Origin of the sequence: Aeromonas fluvialis (assembly GCF_000819885.1) — a bacterium.
Lineage (GTDB): Bacteria > Pseudomonadota > Gammaproteobacteria > Enterobacterales > Aeromonadaceae > Aeromonas > Aeromonas fluvialis.
In genome coordinates, this window is sequence record NZ_CDBO01000045.1 from 1 (window position 1) to 842 (window position 842).

Annotated in this window: 1 pseudogene; it reads left to right on the plus strand. The window is 55.8% G+C overall.

The window, feature by feature from the left end:
• Positions 1 to 823: pseudogene (locus BN1125_RS18125) on the plus strand (IS1634 family transposase); the annotation flags it as partial.
• Between the last annotated feature and the right edge of the window lie 19 nt (positions 824 to 842).

An 842-nucleotide genomic window follows, 5' to 3' on the forward strand; every position in this document is an offset into this window, starting at 1 on the left:
TGGGCAATGGTTATCATGGCTGTTGGCAGAGCGCCCATTATGCCGGCGTCGCGCAGCGCTGGTTGTTGGTGCGCAGCGAACAGGCCAGCCACCGTGAGCAGCAAACACTGGCCAAAAACCTGCTTAAAGAGAGCACCCGCGAGCTCAAAGCCTTTGCCAAATTGTGTGCCCAGCGTTTTGCCTGCCAGCGCGATGCCCAAGCTGAATTGAGCCGTTTTACTGCCAGCTTGATGCTGCTACAACTGGATGCCGATGTGGTGAGTGAGCCCGTTTATGCTGGGCGTGGCAGACACCCAAGAACGGCGAAGAGCCAGTTAGCCACCAGTTTCAAATCAAAGGGTTAGCGGCAACCAGCCTCGCTCGAGTTGAAGAGGCCCGCAACCAGACCGGGGTGTTCATCCTGGCGACCAATGACCACAGCGAAACGCTGACCATGGCCGAGCTGTTGGCCACCTATAAGGCGCAGCAGAATGTCGAGCGGGGCTTTCGCTTTCTCAAAAGCCCGGAATTTTTAACCTCCTCGCTGTACCTGAAAAAACCGGAGCGGATCGAAGCGTTGCTGATGGTGATGACCTGTAGCCTGATGATTTACGCGGCGCTGGAGCACCGGATCCGGCAGGGGCTAGTAGAGCAGAACCGCAGTGTGGCGGATATGAAAAAGAAGCCGACCCAGCAGCCAACCGCCCGTTGGATCTTTTTGCGCTTTGGTGGCATCCATGAATATCGACTGGGAGAAGCTCCGCCACAAGTAACGGAGCTAACAGGAGACCAGCAGATCATTTTGGAGGTATTGGGTGAGCGCTACCGGCAAATTTATTCCTAAATTAGGTGCGGAATGTCGG